The organism is Pseudomonas sp. DL (assembly GCF_047199225.1).
Lineage (GTDB): Bacteria > Pseudomonadota > Gammaproteobacteria > Pseudomonadales > Pseudomonadaceae > Pseudomonas > Pseudomonas aeruginosa.
In genome coordinates, this window is record NZ_CP178323.1 from 3,116,176 (window position 1) to 3,133,370 (window position 17,195).

The 17,195-nt window shown below is 61.4% G+C and carries 12 protein-coding genes; 6 read left to right on the forward strand and 6 right to left on the reverse strand.

Annotated features, from left to right (window positions below):
* Positions 1-5: 5 nt before the first annotated feature.
* The 6 genes from ACI766_RS14470 to ACI766_RS14495 all read right to left on the reverse strand — a co-directional run bounded on the left by ACI766_RS14470 (position 6) and on the right by ACI766_RS14495 (position 9,140).
* Positions 6-2,408: an efflux RND transporter permease subunit gene (locus ACI766_RS14470; RefSeq protein WP_023111224.1), complete on the reverse strand. Its 2,403-nt coding sequence runs from the start codon at positions 2,406-2,408 to the stop codon at positions 6-8.
* 8 nt (positions 2,409-2,416) lie between these two features.
* A complete protein-coding gene (locus ACI766_RS14475) occupies positions 2,417-4,003 on the reverse strand; it encodes a DUF1302 domain-containing protein (protein ID WP_003160252.1) in 1,587 nt (528 codons plus the stop codon).
* 83 nt (positions 4,004-4,086) lie between these two features.
* On the reverse strand, positions 4,087-5,511 hold the full coding sequence (locus tag ACI766_RS14480; protein ID WP_003089182.1) for a DUF1329 domain-containing protein: 1,425 nt from the start codon (positions 5,509-5,511) through the stop codon (positions 4,087-4,089).
* Between the two features lie 554 nt (positions 5,512-6,065).
* Positions 6,066-6,713, reverse strand: a complete 648-nt coding sequence (locus ACI766_RS14485) for a hypothetical protein (protein WP_015648784.1) — start codon at positions 6,711-6,713, stop codon at positions 6,066-6,068.
* Between the two features lie 110 nt (positions 6,714-6,823).
* The gene (locus ACI766_RS14490) at positions 6,824-8,191 is read right to left on the reverse strand and encodes an NAD(P)/FAD-dependent oxidoreductase (RefSeq protein WP_003122771.1); all 1,368 of its coding nucleotides are present in this window, start codon (positions 8,189-8,191) and stop codon (positions 6,824-6,826) included.
* Positions 8,192-8,252: 61 nt separating this feature from the next.
* A complete protein-coding gene (locus tag ACI766_RS14495) occupies positions 8,253-9,140 on the reverse strand; it encodes a phytanoyl-CoA dioxygenase family protein (RefSeq protein WP_023091818.1) in 888 nt (295 codons plus the stop codon).
* Between the two features lie 448 nt (positions 9,141-9,588).
* Between ACI766_RS14495 and ACI766_RS14500 the strand changes: the two genes are divergently transcribed.
* The 6 genes from ACI766_RS14500 (at position 9,589) to ACI766_RS14525 (ending at position 17,174) form a co-directional block, all read left to right on the forward strand.
* Positions 9,589-10,170: a TetR/AcrR family transcriptional regulator gene (locus ACI766_RS14500; protein WP_003089176.1), complete on the forward strand. Its 582-nt coding sequence runs from the start codon at positions 9,589-9,591 to the stop codon at positions 10,168-10,170.
* Positions 10,171-10,540: 370 nt separating this feature from the next.
* Positions 10,541-12,067, forward strand: coding sequence for a flavin-containing monooxygenase (locus ACI766_RS14505; protein WP_023086266.1), 1,527 nt, complete (start codon positions 10,541-10,543; stop codon positions 12,065-12,067).
* Entirely contained in the window at positions 12,064-12,939 is an 876-nt protein-coding gene (locus ACI766_RS14510; protein WP_003144183.1) for an alpha/beta fold hydrolase, read from the forward strand. The genes ACI766_RS14505 and ACI766_RS14510 overlap by 4 nt, the downstream gene beginning before the upstream one ends.
* 230 nt (positions 12,940-13,169) lie before the next feature.
* The gene (locus tag ACI766_RS14515) at positions 13,170-14,327 is read left to right on the forward strand and encodes an iron-containing alcohol dehydrogenase (protein ID WP_003158800.1); all 1,158 of its coding nucleotides are present in this window, start codon (positions 13,170-13,172) and stop codon (positions 14,325-14,327) included.
* Positions 14,328-14,339: 12 nt separating this feature from the next.
* A complete protein-coding gene (locus ACI766_RS14520; RefSeq protein ID WP_023086267.1) occupies positions 14,340-15,671 on the forward strand; it encodes an APC family permease in 1,332 nt (443 codons plus the stop codon).
* 78 nt (positions 15,672-15,749) lie between these two features.
* The gene (locus tag ACI766_RS14525) at positions 15,750-17,174 is read left to right on the forward strand and encodes a gamma-aminobutyraldehyde dehydrogenase (RefSeq protein WP_023091335.1); all 1,425 of its coding nucleotides are present in this window, start codon (positions 15,750-15,752) and stop codon (positions 17,172-17,174) included.
* Positions 17,175-17,195 lie beyond the last annotated feature (21 nt).

Consider the following 17,195-nt stretch of genomic DNA (forward strand, 5'->3'; position numbering starts at 1 on the left):
TCTCCTCAGTGCACCAGCGCGCCGATCATGCGCACGGGACGTTTGCGCGGGAACGCCCGCTCCAGCCACACGGCGAAGGCCGGCAGCACGGTCATGGCCATGACCATGTTGACGATGAACATGAAGGCCAGCAGCTTGCCCATGTCGGCCTGGAACTTGAGCTCCGAGAAGGCCCAGGTGGCCACGCCAACGGCCAGGGTGATGGCGGTGAAAATGGTGGCGACGCCCACCTCGAGCAGCGCGTACTCCACCGCCTTGGTGATCGTCTGGCCATGGGCCAGGTGCAGTTGCAGGCGGTTGTAGATGTAGAAGGCGTAATCGACGCCAATGCCCACTGCCAGCACCATCACCGGCAAGGTGGCGATGGTCAGGCCGATCTGCAGCTCCTTCATGAACCAGTAGCCAATGAAGGTGCCGATGGTCAGCGGCAGGCAACACACCAGGACCGCCCGCAAGTCGCGATAGACCACGAACACCAGCAAGGCGATGGCGGCATAGACGTAAAGCAGCATGGGGGTCTCGCTCTTCTCCACCTCTTCGTTGATCGCTGCCAGGACGCCGGCGTTGCCGGAGGCGAGGCGGATCGAAATGCCTGACATCGGATACTCGCTGCGGAACGCCTTGGCGGCGTCCACCACTCGGTTGATGGTCGTGGCCTTGTGATCGGCCAGGTACAGGTGCACGGCCGACATGCTGCAATCGATGCGCATCAGCCCGGGGGTTCGCGCAACCTCGGTGGCCAGCGCGGCGTAGTTCATCGGGTCGATGGGCACCGCCGCCATCTTCGGGTTGCCTTCGTTGTAGCCCTCGTTGAACTGACGCATGGTGGTGGAGAAGGACGCGACCGAGAGGACGCCGGGCACCCCCTGCATGGCCCACACGAAACGATCCTGGTACTGGCCCAGGGCGACATCCTCGCAGGCCACCTCGGAAGGAGCCTTGTCGACTTCGAACACCACGCTGAGCCAGTCCAGGCCAATGTCGTAGTTGCTGGCGATGGAGACCGCGTCGCGATTGAAGCGCGAGTCCTCGCGTAACTCCGGCGCACCCGCCTGCAGCGTGCCGACGACGCGGTCATGGCTTTGCCAGATCGCCGCCAGGAACACCGCCAAGGCCGCGCCGAGCACCCACTGCGCCTTGCGTGGCTCGGCGAGCCGGGCCAGGCCCCGCAGCCAACGGCTGCGACGCTGCCGGGAAACCTCCTGGGCGGCTGCGTACTTGTCGTCGACGCGCAGCAACGACGCCATCAACGGCAGCATCACCAGGTTGGTGACGATCTTGTAGGCCACGCCAAGCGAAGCCGTGATCGCCAGTTCCCGCACCATCGGGATCGGGATCAACAGCAGCGTCACGAAGGAAACCAGCGCGGTCACCAGCGCCAGCGTCCCGGGAACCAGCAACCCGGTGAAGCTCGAGCGTGCCGCCTCTTCGGCGCTCTTGCCGATGGCGATCTCGCGCACGATGAAGTTGATTTGCTGCACCCCATGGGAAACCCCGATGGCGAACACCAGGAAGGGCACCAGCACTGCCAGCGGATCGAGCCCGTAGCCCAACAGGCGCAAGCTGCCGAACTGCCAGACCAGCGAGGCCAGCGAACAGACCAACGCCAGCAAGGTGAAACGCAGCGAGTGGCAATACCAGTACACCGCCCCCGCCGTCAGCAGCAACGCCAGCAAACAGAACTCCAGCACGGCTGAAGCTCCGTCGGCGATGTCGCCGATCTGCTTGGCGAAACCGATGATCTGGATTTCGAAATCGCCGTCTTCGAAGCGCTGGCGGATCTCTTTCTCCAGCCGATGGTTGAAGGTTACGTAGTCCAGATGGGCGCCCTGGCTATCGTACTCGTTGAGTTCCACCGTGATCATCGCGCTGCTCTGGTCCCGGGAAACCAGCGTACCGATGAAGCCGCCCTGGGCAGTGGAATTGGCGATCTTCGCGATGATCCGGTCATCCAGGTGCTCGGGAGAAACCGTTCCGGGTACCAGCGGATCAGCACGAAAACCTTCCTCGGTGATTTCGTTGACGAAGGCGTTGGGCGTCCACAGGGAGCGCACGCTGCTGCGCGATACTCCGGGGAGGAAGGTCACCGCCTGGGTGACGTCATACAGCCGCTTCAGGCCCGGGGCGCTCCAGATATCGCCCTCTCGGGCCTTGACCACGATGGTCAGTCGGTTCGCCCCCAGCAGGTCATTGCGGTAGGCCTCGAATGTCTCGATGTATTCGTGGCCTACCGGCAATTGCTTTTCGAAGCCGGCATCCATGCGCAGCTGTACGGCGAACCAGCCCATGATCAGCGTGAATAGCGCCAGGCTCGCCAGCACCAGCCGGCGATGCCTGAACAACACACCTTCGACATATGACAACAGGCCACGTGTCGGGGCCTCAGGTAGCTTTACAGAACCGTTCAAGGCAAGCCTCACAAGGTGCGGGAGATCGCGATGCCGACATAATCGCGGTCACGATAAAGCTGGTCGTAGGGCGTCTCACCGCCCATGAACTTCGCGTAGTTGAGGGAAATCTGCCAACTGGCCGGGTTCCGCACGAAGTTCAGGTACAGGTTCATGCTGCTCGCGTCCTTGGTGAAGGTTGCGCTGAGGTTCGGTGTCCGTCCTCCCAGCGACCGTGCATAGAAGACGCCCGGCGTGACCTGCCAGCCCGGCAACAAGGTGCCGTCATAGGTCAGGCTGAAGTCCAGGTTGATCCCTGAAGAGGTCTTGTCGCCACGAGACTTCGGCGCTCTGGCAGGATCCAGCTGCCAGGCATTGAGTCCCGCGGCGAGCGGTTCGCCATTGACCTCGTCATGCAGCCCCGGGTACTTGATGACCACCAGTTCGGTCAGCAAGCTGCCCGTGCTGGCCCCGCTGAAATCCAGAAGCGTCGGGGAATTGGACGGCGTGAAGCTGTACAGGCCGGTCAGGTGCCACTGGAATTTCTTCTCGTCCTTCCAGCATTTGCCGCCGTTGCCAGTACACAGGTCGATGACCGGGTTGAGCATGACCGAGTCCTTCGGCCGGTACGACAGCTCCGTACCGACGGCCCAGTCACCGATCGGCATGTTGGCACTGATGCCGTACATCATCCGGTCTTCCTGGTACTCCCAGGTCGGTGCCGCCGCGAAGGTGTTCGGGTCGAGAATGGCGACACGCAACGATGGCAACTTGTCGTGATAACGCATTACGTAGAAGCCATAGGCGACGTCGCTGTCCTCCGGCTGCCAGCGCAGCGAAAGGCCCCACTGGCCGCTGTCGCGGGCGTCCTTTTCGGAGAATCCGTAGTCCCCCCTGCCCTCACCCAGCGCGTTGGTGGTGGACCAGTAGCTGCCCACCGGCGGCAATTCGCTCTTGTTCCAGCGGAATTGATAGTAGGCCTCGACGTTGACACCCGAACCCAGGCCCGACGCGACACTGAGCATCGGCGCCGGCAGCACGGCCTCCTTGAGCTGCACGCCGGGGCGCGCCAAGGCCTGGTAATCGTAGGCGTTGGTATTGTTGATGCCACCGGCCACGAACAGGCTTTCGCCCCAGTTGATCACCTGGTTGCCCAGGCGTGCGCGGACCCGCTGCCCGCCCACGTCGAAGCCTTTGCTCACCCACAGGTCCAGCAGGCGGGCCTTGAACGCGAGGTCGTCGCGGGCGTCGTCGCTCAGCCCGTTGCTGCCGACGCTCTCCGGGGTGTTGAACGACAGCGTGCCGGTGGTATCGGTGGCAGCGAAGTCGCGGATCCAGGTGCCGCGCGCCATGAAGGTGATGTCCTCGGGCATCTTCAGCAACAGCTCATGGGTGCCCTTGAGGTAGTTGGTGAACATGTCGCCGCGGTCGTAGTTCAGGTCGCCCTGGTCGGCCACGCCGGAGCTCTGCGCCAGGCAGCCGGAGGGCGCGTTGTGCCCGGTCGGTCCCTGGTTGATCAGGTTGCAGCCCCGTGACTCGGTACGCAGACCCATGCCTGCGGTGATCGTGGAGTCGAAGGAGCCATTGAGGGTTTCGGTTTCGAACGTGAATCCCATTGCCAGTGGGGTTGTGCACGCGATGACAAGGCCTGAGGCTTTCGTAATTATTTTTTTCATGCTGGCTCTCGATCTGACGTCGGTTAGCGCTCGCTGATGGCTCGCAGATTGTCGGAGGTGAAGAAGTCACGCTTCAGGCGGGGGGAGCCGTTGTCTTCGGTGAGCCAGCGAATATCGTTCTTGCCCGCCCCGATCGAGGTCATGTCGAAGAGGTAGCGGCCATCCGCCAGGTTGTACTGGACCTGGGCCTGGACGTCGCAGGCGCCTGTCTCGTACACGGGAATCGAGAACCCTTCGCGCACTTTCCAGATCTGCCCTTGCTTGTCGTAGTCCACGGCCAGCAACGGGTTCCAGCTGTCCTCGTCGATGTAGAACATGCGCTTCGGCGCCTGATGGCGCATGCCTTGACGGACATTGGCCTCGACGACCCAGACCCGATGCAGCTCATAGCGACGCGACTGCGGCGCGATCGAGTCGTTGCCGGCAAACGTCTCCACCTTGGCGCCAGTGTCGTAGGCACCGAAATCGTTGTAAGGCACCAGCAACTCCTGCTTGCCGATCAGCTTCCAGTCGAAACGGTCCATGGTGCCGAAGAAGACGTTCGCCTCGTCGACGGTGTACTGGTTATCCAGGCCGATCTGTGGCGCATCGTAGGAGTACGACGGCATTCGCCGCACGCGGCGCTGGCCGGGGAAGTAGTAGAAGGTCGTGGCCTGTTCGCCGGCCACGGCAGTCTGTACCGCGGACTGGCCGGCCAGAGCAGCCGGCTCGAGGTAGTTGAAGAAGGTCGCATTCTCCAGGCGGCCAACTGACGAGAAGAGCGCACTCCCCTTTTTCCCCCAGGGCGTGAAGAAGAAGGTATCTGTCGACTGACGTAACCATTCCCCCCCTTTGCGTGGAGAAATTCCGGAAATGGTCCGGGGAATTTCGACGCCAACGCCGCGGTAGCGCATCTTCATGTTCCACATCACCTCGGCACCGGTACTCGGCATGGGGAACGGGATGCCCGGAACGTGAGCCTCGTCCAGAGCGAGGCCGGCAGCATCGAGCTTGGCGAAACCAACGTTCTGCCGGGTGTTCTCGACCACGAAGTCCGGAGCGCTACAGGTCCGACGGGTCGGATACACATCCATGCGATAGCCGGGAATCCTCTTGAACAGTTCGACCTGTCCGGGGGACAGCTTGCTCGAGTGTTGCGCGAGATTGTTCGCGTCGATGCTGTAGAGCGGCTTGTCGCCCTTGAACTTCCAGTGCTCTCCTCGCACCTGGCCGTAGCTCCATCCCTCGTCCTGCTGTCCAGGCTGCGTCCAGGCAGGAATGTCCCCGCTTGCACTCGCTGCGATCTCCCCGCCCAAGGGGGTCAGTTTCGACCCCAGCGCCTCGGGGCCCTGGGGCGCCGCCTGGACCGAACAGAGCACGGTCGATACCGCGAGGGTCATGAACAACTGCTGCTGGAAAACACGACGGGTGGGCGCTTCACCTTCCAGCCGTTCAGTTACATCTTTCATTGGATGGCTCCTCACACAGGGCATGGACCGGTTGCTCGACCTCCCAAGGGGAAGAAGTCGGCTCCTGTCGATAATGATCATTTGACCTGATCAATTGACCATGTCGGACGATCATGAGGCAAACCATATGCCAGTTCTCTTTCATGTTTTTTTAATTGTTATAAATCAGGCGGTTATGGAAAAAGTTCTGTTCCAGGCCCAGTGCCCTGTGCACCACCTTGGGAAGTAAAGAAACATGTGTTACCTGGAGATGCTTGGTAACAGGGCACAAGAGAGCTTGAGGGGAACTTTCGTAGATATCGGCTCGGGCATTTTTAATTGTCGTTTCGCCTCGAGTCAGAGGGAGCGATCGGATATGACCGGTCATGAATCGAGCAACTTTATCCGACAATGCACGCTCCGCGGCGGAGCGGGACTATAGCGGATGTAATGCCTGCAAAAAAAACCGCCCCGAAGGGCGGTAAAAGGCAGGGCCAGGGCCTGCCATGGAGTTACAGCAGAACAGTTCTGCCAAGTTATCGGGTCAGAAAGAAAAACTTGTCGCGCCGTATTGTTTAGCGTGGACGAGGAAACGCTTGGCCGTATACCTTGTTCGAACGCTCCAGCGCACCATAGGCATAGTACAACTGCACCATGGAATAGGACCAAGCCAGGAAGGCCATGGTCATGAAGACCATCTTCGTGTCGTCTCCCGGAATCGGGAAGAAGTCATACCTGAGCGCTACTACCAGGCCCGCCAGCCCGCCAACGATGGTGGCCAGAGTATGGAGGGCTTCGCCTGCACGGGCCAGTTGCAAGGTGAAGTAGCAAAGATACAAGGTATAGGCTGACCACATGAATACATAGAAATAAGGGAGGAATCCCTCGATGATTCCAGACAGGAAATAGACGCCGGTAGCGGCAAAGCCAGCTACAAAAATGAGGATATCCTTGGCGGGCGACGGTTTGTAATCGTGGGTAACTGCCATTAGCCCGAGCGTAGCGATAACTGGCACTCCCACCCCTCGCGAAAAGGCGTCGAGAAAGATCGCGATGTTGTAGTTGGCTTGCCAGCCGGTGGCTATGAATGTAGTGAAGTTCGATGCCGAGATACCTACGATCAAGAACTCCAGACCAAGCAAATAGTTTTTCCGCCTGATGAATGCAGCGCCATAAAACAATCCGGAAATCACCAGGAGAATACATGAGAGCAGAGCGAACAAGTCTCTCGGTTCCACGTTAACTGCCCCTTCAGATAGAGTTGTATAGATGCCTTGTGTCTAATCGGTGCAAGGGAGTACGGGCATATCCCCATTAACTCCCCGCATCGTTATCAGCCGTTCAAGGCTTTGTCTTTGCGCACTTTCTTGTCGGTCCATGCATCCAGTAGCCTGGCGGCCGCAAAGGCCGTCTTTATGGCGCACCATTGAAGTGGCTCGGGTAGCATGGATGGCGTCTTGTGTTCCAGCGCCGCTAGCAGCGGAGGCTCTCCACCGCCGATTCGCTCGGCGAAAAGCGCGCCCATGAGCGATTGAGTGGCAAGGCCATGCCCTGAACATCCCGCCGTATAGAAGATGTTCTGCCTGGCCCCTGTCACCCCGACCACGGGGAGGAAGTCGTAGGCCCCGCTGATATACCCGCTCCAGCAATGCCGAATGGCAAGGCCCTGCAAGGAAGGAAAACGCTCGCGCAATACTCGCGACAACGCGGCGTAGGCGGCGTGGTCCGGAACATTGGGTGTCTTCGAGCCGTAGGCATAACCCAATTGCTTCACGGTCAGCAGCAGGGTGTCATGGGCCGTCAGGCGATGACTTTCCATGGTGTAGTGCGGCGTAATGAGGCCTTCACGCTCTTGCCAACCCAGGGACGCCAGTTGCTCCGCCGATAGTGGCTGGGTTTCGATTGCCGAAACCCGGATCGGTGCAACCTTGTTGCGGAGCACTCCCAGCTGAGGCGTGTAGGCGTTGGTCGCCAGAACCATTACAGGGGCGGTGGCGATACCCTGGGCCGTATTGCAGGTAATCACCTGTCCTTCACAGTAGGAAAGCACCGGCGTGCGTTCGTACAATTTCACGCCAGCCTTGATTGCCGCACGACGCAGGCCGTTGACGTACTTTCCCGGATTCAAGGTGCCGCCACGCTGCTCGCTGCCAAACAGGAATGCGGGCGGTATGCCTCGCGCGCGCATCTCGGCGCTATCCACGAAGCGAGTGACAGAGCCCAGCGCGTGGCCAAGCTCCATGTTCGCTCGCAGTCGCTTTTCCTGGCTGGGATGGACGGCGGCCCGGATGATTCCCGAGGGCGTGTAATCGCAATCGATGTCCAGCGCAGCCAAACGCTCTTCCACATAAGTGACGGCCTCGTCATAGAAACCGACGAACTTACGTGCCTGCTCAAGCCCCACTCGCTTGACGAAAACCTCGCATTCTATGCCCATGCTGCCGAGCAGATACCCGGCATTGCGCCCGCTGGCCCCGAAGCCTGCGAACTGCTGTTCCAGAACGATGACGTTCGCTCCACGCGCCCTTAGTTCCAGCGCCGTTGACAGGCCGGCGAACCCGGCGCCGACCACGACTACGTCTGCGTGCTCGTGGCCTTTCAGCGCCGGCTGCAGGTCGTCTGGCTGCTCCACCCATCCGCCAAGGCTGCGGAATCTCATGGGTTCGGCATTGTTGCGTGCCGCTCCGTTGAAGGCATTCATTCACATCACTCCCGGGTTGCCGGACGTTGTTCCTCTCATGGGCCGATCCATGGCAGTGCCGCTAGAACCCCTTCCCTGCCTCGGAAAAGGAGGGCATGCCCAGCAGCTCTTGCGGGTCACGCATCTGACCATCGATCTCCACCCATCCCAGTAGCGTGGAACTGGCACTCCACCCCAGCAGACGCTGCATTTGCGCGGGGAGTTGCCGAACGCGCTCGACGGGTATGGAAAGGAAGTGGTTTTCTTCCAGGCGCAGGAAGGCCAGGTCGTAGGCCATGGTCAGGCCTGTGCGAGGAGCGTCGGATCTGTTGGCGCCACCGCCGTGATATACCGATCCCAACCAGAGAAGCGCAGTGCCTGCCTTCATTTCCGCGCCGATGGTTTCTTCCTGGGTGGGCATCCGTTCGTCATCCCATTGATGACTGCCAGGAATGACCCGCGTCGCGCCGTTCTCTTCGGTGAAGTCGGTAATCGCCAGCATGAGCTGCAAGCGAGCCTCGCGACCATACTGCGGATGCCGCCAGAGCGAAGTGGCATCGTCGCGATGCAGGGGTTGAAGACCTTGTCCAGGCCCGATCTGTATGGCCTGGGTCATGCTCAGTTGGATATCGGGCGTGATCTCGACCCGATCGTTCCCTACCCAGACATGGGTGGGAGTCTGCAATACCTGCTTTGCCGTCTCGAGGAACAGGGGGTTCAGAGCCACTTCCACGGCGGAGTCGCTTTTCGCCAGGATCCGCGCGGTACGTCGAGTCTGGGTGCCGGCGAAGTAAGGGTCCATGCCGCAGGGGGTAACGCCCAGATAGCTGTCCAGGTCCTCGGTAAGAGACTTCAAGGTTTCTTCCGAGACGAAGTTGGAAATAGCGACAGCGCCATCACGCCTGATGATTTCCACTACCTGCTCGATCGGGCTGTCGCAGCTGACTGTCGTCAATCTTCGCGTACTCATCTGATGCCTACCTGTGTGGTGTTGTCATTGTTCTGCAGGGCCTCCGCAATCAGCCTCAGCCCATGAGCGTTCACTCTCATGCGGTCAGACCGCCCTCTCCTTGCGCCTGGCGCGGAAAGGAGGTTTGATCATACGACATGATCATGTGATCAAGTCAAACGATTAATAATTCTGCGTGGCATCTCGGCGCTCAGGAAAGGCCTGCCGAATCAAGATGCGGCTCTACGCGGGTTCGCGCTGGCGATAGCGGATTGCCCAGGCTCGATCCTGTTCCGCTTCGGCTACGCATCGCCGGCGGTCGGAGCGAAACATCTGGAGAGACAAAGGGTCGCTGCCTTGGTCTTCAGGCGTGTCGACTCATGGATTGGAGAACGGCCATGCGTTAGCATTCGTCCCGGTCGACAGCGGACCAGTCGCCTGGCGGCAACACCGAAGAAGGAGAAGCTGAATGGCTCGAGTGGGCGCCGAAGTGCGCAGGCAAGACTTTATTGAGGCCGCCGTGAAGGTGATCGCGGAATATGGTGTGGCGAATGCCACTACCCGTCGCATCGCGGCCGCGGCGAATTCTCCATTGGCCTCCCTGCACTATGTCTTCCACACCAAGGACGAATTGTTCGACGCGGTCTATGAATCCCTGATAGACACGCCACAGCAGTCCTTGCTGCACGTTACGGCGGGAGCCACGGCGGCAGACTCGGTAGCAGAGATATTGCGCCAGTTGGTCGGGTGGTTCACCACGCATCCGCAACTGGCGACTACGCAGTTCGAGCTGTTTTTCTGGAATCTGCGTAACAACCCCGCGATGGCGAGCAAGATCTACACCGACTCCATCGAAGCGACGAAGCAGGCCATCGAACAGGTCGCTGGCTCGGTGCTGGACCAGGAAGCGCTGGGCACTGTCAGTCGCTTGCTCATCAACCTGTTCGATGGCTTGCTTCTCGCCTGGTCCGCCCATGGTGACCAGGAGCGGCTGAATGCCGAGACCGAAGCCGCCTGCCAGGCTGTGAAGCTGTTGGTGGCCAGCTTCTGATCTTTTCGAAGGCGCATCTCTAGAGAGGGGCATGGGGACACGGTTCGCCGTGCCCCTGCTCTTCGGGCCTCTTGCCAGTGCAGGTGCGACGCCTCTTCTAGCTCTCCTCTCCTCTCCTCTCCTCTCCTCTCCCCGCCTCCAGCGGAATCCTGGAGGTCTCCTCCTTGTAGTCCTGCAAGCTGACTGTGCGCTTCTCGTCCATGGATCAGGCTTCCGCCATGGCCTGGTGTGGCACCTAGGTGCAAATAAACCCAAACCGATGGAAACCTGGTGCATTTCGCACCTTGTACCAGCAACTCGCTCGCGCCTATTCTGGTCAAACGATCAAGTCAAAAGATCAAGTCTCTATAACACAACAATAGGAGGCGACATGTCCTCTCACACTGCTCTTCCAATTGAGCCGCTCGATGTTCTGATCATAGGAGCCGGTGTGTCTGGCATCGGCGCTGCGGCTTACCTTCGACGTCACCAGCCGCACAAGGTGTTTGCGATTCTCGAGTCCCGGGAGCGAATGGGCGGCACCTGGGACCTGTTCCGCTATCCCGGCATACGCTCCGACTCGGACCTGTACACCTTCGGCTTCGACTTCAAGCCTTGGACCAAGGCGAAATCTCTGGCGGATGCCGCCGACATTCTCGAATACCTGCGAGAAGCCGTCGCTGAATACCAGTTGGACCCCTTCATCCAGTACCGGCAGAAAGTGGTCTCGGCGAATTGGCAGAGCGACAAAGGGCTGTGGGCAGTATGCGTCGAGGACAGCCACACGGCAGAAACCCGCACCATCGAATGCCGCTGGCTGTTCAGCGCAGGCGGCTACTACCGTTATGACCAAGGCTTCAGCCCACGCTTCGAGGGCGCGGAGCAGTTCAAGGGGCAAATCATCCACCCGCAACACTGGCCCGAGCGCTTGGACTATCGGGGCAAGCATGTGGTGGTCATCGGCAGCGGCGCAACGGCGGTGACCCTGATTCCCGCCATGGCCGACGAGGTCGCCAGCATCACCATGTTGCAGCGGACGCCCTCCTATATCGTCAACCAGCCCGCCAACGATTCCGTTGCCGCTTTTCTTCGCAAGATTCTGCCGGCGCAAACCGCCTACTCACTGACGCGCTACAAGAATGCCAAGATCACCCTGGTCTTCTGGCGATTCTGCCAGCGCTTCCCCGGGCTCGCCCGCAAGCTGCTCATATGGCTGACCCGTAGAGAATTACCGAAGGGCTATCCGGTCAACGTTCATTTCAACCCGCCCTACAAGCCCTGGGACCAACGCTTGTGCTCGGTTCCCGAAGGCGATCTTTTCAAGGCCATCAGTGCAGGTAAAGCCTCGGTCGTTACCGACCATATCGAGCGCTTTACCGAGTCCGGTGTCTTGCTCAAGTCCGGCACGGAACTGAAGGCCGATATCATCATCACGGCCACCGGTCTGAACGTGCAGTTGTTCGGCGGTATCGCCCTGCACAAGGATGGCGAGCCGGTAGTGTTGAGCCAGACGCTGGCGTACAAGGGCACGATGCTTTCCGGCGTACCCAATTTTGCCTTTGCGGTGGGCTATACCAACTCATCCTGGACGCTGAAAGTATGCCTGCTGTGCGACCACTTCTGTCGCTTGCTGGGCTTCATGGACAGCCAGGGCCATAACGTCTGCGAGCCGAAGGCGCCGGATGGTGTCGAAACCCGTCCCCTGCTGGATTTCGGGGCCGGATATGTCCAGCGGGCATTGGATAGCATGCCGCGCCAGGGGCCTCGTGAGCCCTGGGTGATGTCGATGGATTACTTCCGTGACATCAAGCTTTTGCGCCGAGGGAAGGTCGCCGACGAATGCCTCCGGTTCAGCACGGTGCCTGACGCCTACCTGCACAGAAGCGTGGCGCTTCAGACTCAGGGCGGCGGGCGATGACTGCGGATCGGTTCTGCGAGCTACCGGGCAAGCGTAGCCTCTGCTATCGCAGCCACGGTCCGGAAACCGCGCCTGCGGTCATCCTCATCGTCGGCCTGGGGCTGCAATTGATCTACTGGCCTGAAGCGCTCATCGCCGGCCTGGTCGAGCGGGGCCTGCGCGTGATCACGCTGGACAACCGTGACTCGGGCAGGTCTTTCTTCACCGAGGTCACCCCGCCCACGACCCTGCAACAGTTCTTCCGCAAACCGACTGCGGGGTATGACCTGGGCGACATGGCCGACGATGTGATCGGCCTCATGGATGGCCTGCGCCTGGGTGCGGCGCACGTCGTAGGGATGTCGATGGGCGGCATGATCGCCCAGACACTTGCCGCTCGTTATCCGCAGCGAGTCATGAGCCTGGCGTCCATCTTCTCGACGACAGGATCGCTGCGAGTAGGCCAGCCAGCGTTCAAGACCATCTTGCAGCTTCTCCGGCGTCCTCCCCGGAACCAGCGGGAGAGCGTTCGCGACTATGTGGAGATCATGCGTTCCGTCGGTACGACGCTGGAATGGGACGAGCAGGCCCATCGCGACTACGCCATGCAAGCCTGGGAGCGAGGCGGCGGGGAAGCGAGCAACCTCGGGATGGCGAGGCAGATCGGCGCCATCATCAACTCGGGCGACCGAACGCAGGAACTCCAGCGAATTCGCTGCAACACGCTGGTCATCCATGCTGAGAAAGACCTCATGGTCGCCACCAGCGGAGGCTTCGCCACGGCGGCGGCCATTCCCAGGGCACGCTTGGTGCTGTTGCCGGGAATGGGGCATGACTTCCCCGCCTGCCTGACAGGAACGCTGCTTTCCCTGCTCGCAGGCCAAATGCATTAGTACGGAACATCCCTTCAGGGGCGGGTGGGTGCCGCCCCTCTTTTTACACCTCGGGACTTGCATGGGGCTTTTCGAAGTTCGTGCTTATCCAGGCCCACATAAGACAAAAAGGTTCCCGGTTGATTCTCGACCGCAGAGCCATGCATCACACGCCGGAGCCGTTGGTTCGCCCTGCGCGTGAATTCCTCCACTGCCGTTCAACAACGACAAAAATCGAGCAAGAGGTACGTATGGAATTCAAGTTCTTACTCCCCGCCAAAGTCGTGATGGGACCCGACCTGCGTGAGCGCACCGGCGAATACCTGCGGGAACTCGGCATGGCGCATGTGCTGATCGTGACGGACGCCGGGGTAAAGGCCGCAGGCCTGTTGAATGGCGTGTATGCCAGCCTGAATGAGTGGGAGATCGCGTTCGACGAGATATCGGACGTCAAGGCAAACCCTCGCAGCGAAGACATCAACCAGGCGGCGCAGCTGTATCGCGGCAAAGGTATCCAAGGCCTGCTGGCCATCGGCGGCGGCAGCGCGATGGACGCGGCCAAGGCGATCAGCCTGCTGCTGACCCACGAGGGTCGGATCGAAGACTACGAGGGCTCTTTCACCCTCAGGCACGCCATCCCGCCTATCGTCGCCATCCCGACCACCGCCGGAACCGGCAGCGAAGTGACCTGTTTCTCGGTGATCACCGATACCGCCCGGCATTTCAAGATGAGCGTCCAGGACTACCGGGTGGGCCCCGTTCTGGCATTGCTCGACTCCCGCATTCTCGACACGCTGCCTGCATCGATTGCCGCCGCAACCGGCATGGATGCCCTCACCCACGCCATCGAAGCCTACACCTGCCGTGTGTCGAATCCGATCAGCGACGGGCTGGCGCTGCATGCCATCCGCCTGATCAGCCAATACCTCAGGCCCGCCGTACTGGAGCCGGGCAACCTGCATGCACGCGAGCAAATGCTGGTGGCCAGCCTGATCGCCGGCATGGCCTTCGGTAACGCGGACGTCGGCAGCGTGCACTGCATTTCCGAAGCCATCGGTGGCATGTACGACACGCCACACGGCGTGGGCAACGCGATCTTCCTGCCCTTCGTGTTCGGCCATAACCGCGACGCCGACATCACCCGCCACGCGCAGGTCGCCTACGCATTGGGTATCGACCCCAACCTCTCGCCGGCCGAGGCCGCCGAGGCCGCCGTTGGCTACCTGTTCCAGATGAGCAAGGACCTGGGCATCCCCCGCTTCGCCGAGGTGAAAGGCGTGCGCGAGGAAGACTTCCTGAGCATCGCCGAAAAGTCGAAGAAGAATTTCTCCGACGGCAGCAATGCCAAGCAAATGACGGTGGAAACCTACCGTGAAATCGTCGCCGCCGCTTACCACTACGTAGCGTGAAGGAGGCCTGTCATGAGCGAATCAATCGCCGGCGCTTCATTGAAGCGCACGCTGGGTCCGTTTTCCGTTCTGCTGTTCGGTCTGGCGTTCCTCGCTCCGTTGATCGTGTTCGGCACCTATGGCGTGATCACGCAGGCCAGCGGCAACACCACTGCGATGGCCTACCTGATCGCGGCAATCGGCGTAGTGTTCACGGCCTTGAGCTATGGCCGGCTGGTCAGGGTGTTCCCGGTCGCCGGTTCGGCCTACACCTATACCCGCAAGATGCTGAGCGCGAACCTCGGCTTCATGGTGGGCTGGGCCGCCCTGCTCGATTACTTCTTCATCCCGATGCTGATCTGGCTGCTCGGCGCCAGCTACCTCAACATGGCCTTTCCAGAGGTGCCGCAATGGGTGTGGATCATCGGCTTCATCGTCTCCACCTCGCTGCTTAATATCCTGGGCATCCAGGTCGCCAACCGCTTCAACGTGCTGTTGATGGTCGCGCAACTGGCCATCATCGTCGTGTTCATCGGCCTGTGCGTGCACTACATCGTCGCGGCCAACGGCCCTGGCGGGCTGCTGTCGGCCAAGCCGTTCTTCAACCCGGACGTGTCTTTCGCCACCAGCATGGCCGGCGCCGCCATTGCCGCGTACTCGTTCCTGGGCTTCGACGCGCTGTCCACGCTCAGCGAGGAGACCCGCGACCCGGGCCGGACACTGCCGCGCGCGATCCTGCTGGTCGCATTGATCGGCGGTTCGGTCTACGTCGGCTCGTCGTACTTCATGTACCTGGCGCACCCCTCCCCCGCCTTCGAGCATGTGGACGGCGCCGCCTTCGAGATCGCCCGCATGATCGGCGGCGACCTGTTCTTCGCCGTGGTCCTGGCGGGGATCATCATCGCCCACTTCGCCGCAGGCATGTCGTTCCAGGCCAGCGTGGGCCGGCTGCTGTACGCCCTGGGGCGGGACAACCAACTGCCGCGCAAGCTGTTCGGTGTCCTGCATCCTCGCTACAAGACCCCGGCCTTCAACATTCTGCTCTGCGGCATTTTCGGCTGCGCGGGTTTTGCCCTGACGATCGCCACCGCGACGTCCCTGGTCAATTTCGGCGCGTTTCTCGCCTTCAGCGCAGTCAACCTTTGCGCGTTGCGGCTCTCCTTCGATACCCGCCTCGGAGACGGGGCGGGCTTGCTGCGCGGGGTGCTCTGCCCGCTCGTTGGCCTGGTCACGGCCGGGTGGATGCTGGTCAGCCTGGATAAAGACGCGCTGATCATGGGCTGTAGCTGGCTGGGCCTGGGGGCGGTCTATCTCGCTTGCCGGACCAGCTTCTTCCGCAACCCGGAGCCCGACGCGCTGGCGTAGCGACCACCCTTCTATCGAACGCTCTGACAACAACCACAAGGCCGGCTTCGAGCCTGCCCTTCAATGGCGAGAATCGATATGCAAACCAAACTTCTGATCAATGGTGCCCTGGTGGCCGGCGAAGGCGAGAGCCACGCGGTGTACAACCCGTCCCAGGGCAACGTCCTGGTGCGAATTACCGAGGCCAGCGGTGCCCAGGTCCATGCCGCGGTGCAGAGCGCGGATGCGGCCTTCGACGCCTGGTCGCAAACGCCGCCCAAGGATCGCGCGGCCCTGCTGCTCAAGCTCGCCGAGCGCATCGATGCCCAGGCGCACGTGTTCGCTCGCCTGGAGGCGGACAACTGCGGCAAGCCTTTCAACGCCGTGCTGCTGGACGAACTGCCCGCCGTATCGGACGTGTTCCGTTTCTTCGCCGGCGCCGTGCGCTGCCTGCAGGGCTCGGCGGCGGGAGAGTACGTCGCGGGGCATACCTCGATGATCCGCCGCGACGCGGTGGGCGTGGTCGCCTCCATCGCGCCGTGGAACTATCCGTTGTTGATGGCAGCGTGGAAACTCGGCCCGGCATTGGCCGGCGGCAACACCGTGGTGCTGAAACCGTCGGAGCACACGCCGCTGAGTACCTTGAAACTGGGCGAGCTGCTTGCCGAGATCTTCCCCGCCGGCGTGGTCAACATCGTCCACGGTCGAGGTGCCTCGGTGGGTGAGCCGCTGACCAGCCATGCCCAGGTGCGCATGGTGTCGCTGACCGGCTCCGTGCGCACCGGCAGCCGGATCATCGAAGGTACGGCCGAGAGCGTGAAACGCATGCACATGGAGTTGGGGGGCAAGGCTCCTGTACTGATCTTCGACGATGCCGACATCGACGCCGCCGTCGAAGGCATCCGCGCCTTCGGCTTCTACAACGCCGGCCAGGACTGTACCGCCGCGTGCCGCCTCTATGTGCAGAAAGGGGTCTACCAGGAGTTCGTTCGCAAGCTCGGCGAGGCCGTATCCAGCATCCGGTGCGGGCTGCCGGACGATCCGGCGACCGAGATGGGACCGCTGATCACCAAGGAGCATCTGGAGCGTGTCGAGGGGTTCGTGAACCGGGCCAGGGAGTTGCCGCACATCGAAGTGGTCACCGGCGGCAAGCGCGCCGAGGGTGCCGGCTTCTTCTTCGAGCCGACGGTCCTGGCCGGCGCTACGCAGGAGGATGAGGTGATGCGCCGCGAGATCTTCGGCCCGGTGGTGACCGTCTCGTCGTTCGAGGATGAAGCCCAGGCGCTGGCTTGGGCGAACGACTCCGACTACGGCCTGGCGTCTTCGGTATGGACCGCCGATGTGGGGCGCGCTCATCGCCTGGCCGCCCGCCTGCAATACGGCTGCACCTGGGTCAACACCCACTTCATGCTGGTCAGCGAAATGCCCCACGGCGGGGTCAAGCTGTCCGGCTACGGCAAGGACCTGTCGATGTACGGCCTGGAAGACTACACCGTGGTGCGCCACGTGATGTTCAAGCACTGACCGCCCACACCCCGGACTACC